The 4,603-nt window shown below is 66.1% G+C and carries 5 protein-coding genes; 2 read left to right on the forward strand and 3 right to left on the reverse strand.

What is annotated here, in order from left to right; all coding sequences use genetic code 11:
• Positions 1 to 25 precede the first annotated feature (25 nt).
• Positions 26 to 679: a S24 family peptidase gene (locus AKL29_RS01970; RefSeq protein ID WP_050382678.1), complete on the reverse strand. Its 654-nt coding sequence runs from the start codon at positions 677 to 679 to the stop codon at positions 26 to 28.
• 200 nt (positions 680 to 879) lie between these two features.
• Here AKL29_RS01970 and AKL29_RS01975 point away from each other — a divergent pair, with 200 nt between their 5' ends.
• Positions 880 to 1,224, forward strand: a complete 345-nt coding sequence (locus AKL29_RS01975; RefSeq protein WP_028334591.1) for a DUF952 domain-containing protein — start codon at positions 880 to 882, stop codon at positions 1,222 to 1,224.
• Complete coding sequence (locus AKL29_RS01980; protein ID WP_050382680.1) at positions 1,221 to 2,318, forward strand: quinone-dependent dihydroorotate dehydrogenase; 1,098 nt, start codon at positions 1,221 to 1,223, stop codon at positions 2,316 to 2,318. The genes AKL29_RS01975 and AKL29_RS01980 overlap by 4 nt, the downstream gene beginning before the upstream one ends.
• A gap of 268 nt (positions 2,319 to 2,586) precedes the next feature.
• Here AKL29_RS01980 and AKL29_RS01985 read toward each other — a convergent pair whose 3' ends face one another.
• Together AKL29_RS01985 and AKL29_RS01990 are read right to left on the reverse strand one after the other, a co-directional pair.
• Positions 2,587 to 3,912: an MATE family efflux transporter gene (locus tag AKL29_RS01985; RefSeq protein WP_050382682.1), complete on the reverse strand. Its 1,326-nt coding sequence runs from the start codon at positions 3,910 to 3,912 to the stop codon at positions 2,587 to 2,589.
• A 113-nt stretch (positions 3,913 to 4,025) separates the two neighbouring features.
• On the reverse strand, positions 4,026 to 4,603 hold a 578-nt coding region (locus tag AKL29_RS01990; protein ID WP_244481681.1), incomplete at its 5' end, for an MBL fold metallo-hydrolase.

Below are 4,603 nucleotides of genomic sequence, written 5' to 3' on the forward strand. Positions count from 1 at the left end.
TTGTTGTGGCGTCTCGCGATGACCGCTACTGGCTCGCCCACACGACGCGCGCGATCCACGCGACTTCCTCGGCATCGAGCATGCGGTCGGGGTGCTCCGGATTGAGCGATGCGAGTTCCAGCATCTTGGCGGTGCGGCGTCTCAATTCCTTCACCATCACCTCGCCGCCGGTCGTGCGCACCACCACGCGGTCGCCGCGGCGGATCGCGGTCGCGGGTGACACCACGATGATGTCACCTTCGCGATAGGCCGGCTGCATCGAGTCGCCCTCGATCTCCAGCGCATAGGCGTGTTCGTCGGTGGTCGCCGGCAGCGCCACTTCGTCCCAGCCCTTGCCGGCGGGAAAGCCGCTGTCGTCGAAATAGCTGCCGGCCCCGGCCTGCGCGAAGCCGATCAGCGGCACCGACTGTCCGCCGCGCGCGCCATCGCCGAGCAACTGCACGAAGGTCTCCATGCTGGCATTGCTCGCCGCCAGCGCCTTGGAGAGCGACTCGGTCGAGGGCCAGCGCTCGCGCCCGTCGCCGGTCACACGCTTGGATTTGTTGAAGGTGGTGGGATCGAGTCCGGACTGCTTGGCAAGGCCCGACGGCGACAGGCCGGCGCGTTCGGCGAGCCGGTCGAGCGCGGCCCAGACCTGCGCGTGGGTCAGCGGTCGGGTGGCTTTGGGCTGTTTGGCCATCGAGGAGATCCCGGATGGTAGGAATTATTGCCTGAAACTTCGATTTTCGCAAATCTGCCGTCGGATCTGTCCCGACACCGCTTGAGTTGCGCCGCCGCCGCCGATACGGTCCCTCGCTCGCCAGATGGCGTCTGGGGCATTCTCCCCTCAAATCCGGATAAAACCCCAAGAGACTCAAGGACAAAAGGGAAGGCCGGCCCGTGCCGATGATCTACAAAATCACCCCCGCTTCGGCCTGGCGCGAGGCCGAACGGCAGGGCGTGTACCGGGGCAGTGCCGACGACAAACGCGACGGCTTCATCCATTTTTCCACCGCCTCCCAGGTGGCCGAGACCGCGCGCAAGCACTACCACGGGCAAACCGGCCTGTTCCTGGTTGCGGTCGATGCCGATGCGCTGGGCGATGCCCTGCGCTGGGAGCGGTCCCGCAATGACGAGCTGTTCCCGCATCTCTATGGCGAGCTCGACCTCGGCGCGGTCACCGAGATCCTCGACCTGCGCGCGCGCTCCGACGGTGGCCACGACGTTCCGGAACTCAAGCCGTGATCCGTGCCTTCGACGCCTTCTCGCTGCCGCTGCTGCGCTGGTTCGATCCCGAGGATGCCCATCGCATGGCGATCCAGGGCCTGAAGCTGCTGCCGCCGATCCGGCAGCGGCCGGACGACCCCAAGCTCGCGGTGCGCGCCTTCGGACTCAACTTTCCAAACCCGATCGGCATGGCGGCGGGCTTCGACAAGAGCGCGGAGGCGCCCGACGCGCTGCTGCGGCTGGGCTTCGGCTTTGTCGAGATCGGCTCGGTGACGCCGAAGCCGCAAGCCGGCAACCCGCGGCCGCGGCTGTTTCGCCTGGAGCGCGACGAGGCCGTCATCAACCGCATGGGCTTCAACAATGATGGTGCGGAGGCCGTGCTGCGGCGGCTCGCCGCGCGCGCCAGCGCCGGCGGCATCGTCGGGGTCAATGTCGGGGCCAACAAGGATTCGCCCGACCGCGCCGCCGATTATGTGAAGCTGATCGAGACCTTTGCGCCGGTCGCGAGCTATTTCACCGTCAACGTCTCCTCGCCGAACACGCCGGGCCTGCGCAATCTGCAGCAATCGGCGGCGCTCGACGATCTGCTGGCGCGGGTCATCGACACCCGCGAGCGCGTGCGCAAGAACGCCGGCGACTCGCCGGTGCTGCTCAAGATCGCGCCGGACCTCAGCCTTGCCGAGCTCGACGACGTCGTGCACATCGCCCGCTCGCGGCGCGTCGACGGCATGATCGTCGCCAACACCACGCTGGCGCGTCCCTCGACCTTGCGTGAGGAGAATCGCGCCAAGGAGCAGGGCGGCCTGTCGGGCCGTCCGCTGTTCCGGCTGTCGACGCGGATGGTGGCCGAGACCTATGTCCGTGTCGAAGGCGCGTTTCCGCTGATCGGCGTCGGCGGCATCGATAGCGGCGGCGCCGCACTGACCAAGATCCGCGCCGGGGCCAGCCTGATCCAGCTCTACTCCTCGCTGGTCTACAAGGGCCTCGGCCTTGTCGACGACATCAAGCGCGATCTGTCCTCGACCCTGCTGCGCACCGGCCGGGATTCGCTGTCGGAAATCGTCGGCGCCGACGCGGCGACCATCACCGCCGAGGACTGGCCGGTGAGGTAGTTGCCCGTCGCCCGGATGAAGCGAAATCCGGCTGCGCCCCAACCTCCCCTTGAAAAGGGGAGGTCGCTTTGCTCGCTCAAGCAAAGCGGGTGAGGGATCAGCTCTCTCCATGAGCTGCGTCGCCTGTGGCTGACCCCCATCCCGACCTTCCCCCTTTTCAGGGGGAAGGGGAAGAGAACTTCGTAGCCCGGAAGCGCAGCGCAATCCGGGACAGTCTCGTCGCGGCACAGCTCCCCAAATTTCGCTTCGCTTCATCCGGGCTACGGACTTACACAGTCTTGAACGTCTTCCTGAGCAGCGCCGGATAGCGCAGGCCCTGCAGGCCGCCGCGTGCGACGTAGAAGCCGAGCAGCGCGATCCACAGGCCGGTGTTGCCGAACGAGCTGAGCACCCACCAGGTGGCGAGGAAGATCGCGAGCGAGGCCAGCATCAGATTGCGCATCTCGCGCGCCCAGGTAGCACCGACATAGATGCCGTCGAAGCCGAACGCGAAGACGCCGGGCAGGGGTGCCAGGATCACGAACGGCAGGAACTCGCGCGCATAGCGGCGCACGTCGTCGCTGGTCGTCATCAGATTGATCAGCGCCGCTCCGAACAGTGCGAACAGCACCGACACCATCAGCGCAAAGCCGATGCCCCACAGCAGCACCAGCCGGGTCGAATCGGAAAAGCCGCGTGCATCGCGCGCGCCGAATGCGCGGCCGCACAGTTGCTGGGCGGCATTGGCGAGGCCGTCGAGGAAGAAGGCGCTCACCAGCAGAAAATTGTTCAGCACCGAATTCGCCGCCAGCGTCACATCGCCTTCGCGCGCGCCCTTGGCGGTGAAAAACAGGAACACGACGATCAGCGCCGCGGTGCGCACCATGATGTCGCGGTTGACGGCCAGCATGCGCATCAGCTTGGCGCGATCGAACAGCGTGGCCGCGGGAACCGCGAAGCCGTTTTGCGAGATCCGCCACGCCACGACGATGCCGACCGCAAAACCCGTGGTCTCCGCAAGCACCGCGGCGATCGCGGCACCGGCGATGCCGGCGCCGTAGACCTGCACCAGCAGCACGGTTGCGATCATGTTGATGATGTTGATCACGATCTGCAGCGCCAGCGCCAGATTGGCGCGGGCCTGGCCGACCAGCCAGCCCAGGATGACGTAATTGGCGAGCGCCAGCGGCGCCGACCAGATCCGGATCATGAAATAGCTCTCGGCCGCGCGCGTGACGCCCTCGCTGCCGCCCATCAGCTGGAATGTGACGGCGGCGAGCGGCACCTGCAGCGCGATCAGCGCCGCGCCGATCAGGCCGGCGACGATGAAGCCGCGCACCAGGATTGCGGCATATTCCTTGATCTCGCCGGCGCCCTGCGCCTGCGCGGTGAAGGCCAGCGTGCTCATGCGCAGGAAGGCGAACAGCCAGAACAGGCAGTCGAAGATCACCGAGGCCATCGCAACGCCGCCGAGCAGCGCAGCATCGTCGAGGCGACCGATCGCGGTGGTCGAGACGATGCCGATCAGCGGCGTGGTCAGGTTGGCGACCATCGCGGGGCCGGCGATGGCGAACACCTCGCGCGTCGTGATCTTCGGGTGGATGGGTGCGTGCATGGCTACAGTTGCAAGGAATATTCGCTTCTATCGCGTCAACCGTCGCGCGGCCATGCTGGAATTGTTCTCGGAGCAATGCGATGGCGGAGGGGCAGCCGACAAGGCGTGCATGGTCAGAACACCACGACCATGCCATCGCTTGCCGCCGTGTAGCGCAAATCGTCGACGCGGCCGAGCATGTCGTCGCTCATATGGGTCAGCACCACGCGCTTGGCGTTGATGGCCGGCAAATGCGCTTCCAGTGTCTTCAGGCTGAGATGGTTCTTGACCATCTTGTCGTACATGTAGGCTTCGGCGATGAAGAGGTCGGCGTCCTGCGCCGCCGGAATCAGCGCGTCGGTCCATTCGGTATCGGCGCTGTAGCTGATGATGCGTCCCTCGGCCTCGACGCGATAGGCCAGGAACGGCCCGCCGGATTCGCCATGCACGACAGGATAGGGCGTCACGGCCACCTCGCCAAAGCTGCGCCTTTCGCGCGGCGCCAGCGTGACGACGGACAGATCGAAGCGCTGCCTGGTTTTGGAGGAATGCTCGAACATCACCTCCATCACCGCAGGCAGTTTCGTTTCGATACCTTGAGGCCCGGCAATCACCAGCGGCCGGGTGCGGCGGGAGAACTGCGCGTCGAGCAGGAAGAACGGCAGGCCGGCAAAATGGTCGCCGTGGAAATGCGTAATCAGGATCAGGTCGA

Source organism: Bradyrhizobium pachyrhizi, from assembly GCF_001189245.1.
In the GTDB taxonomy this organism is placed as follows: Bacteria; Pseudomonadota; Alphaproteobacteria; order Rhizobiales; family Xanthobacteraceae; genus Bradyrhizobium; species Bradyrhizobium pachyrhizi.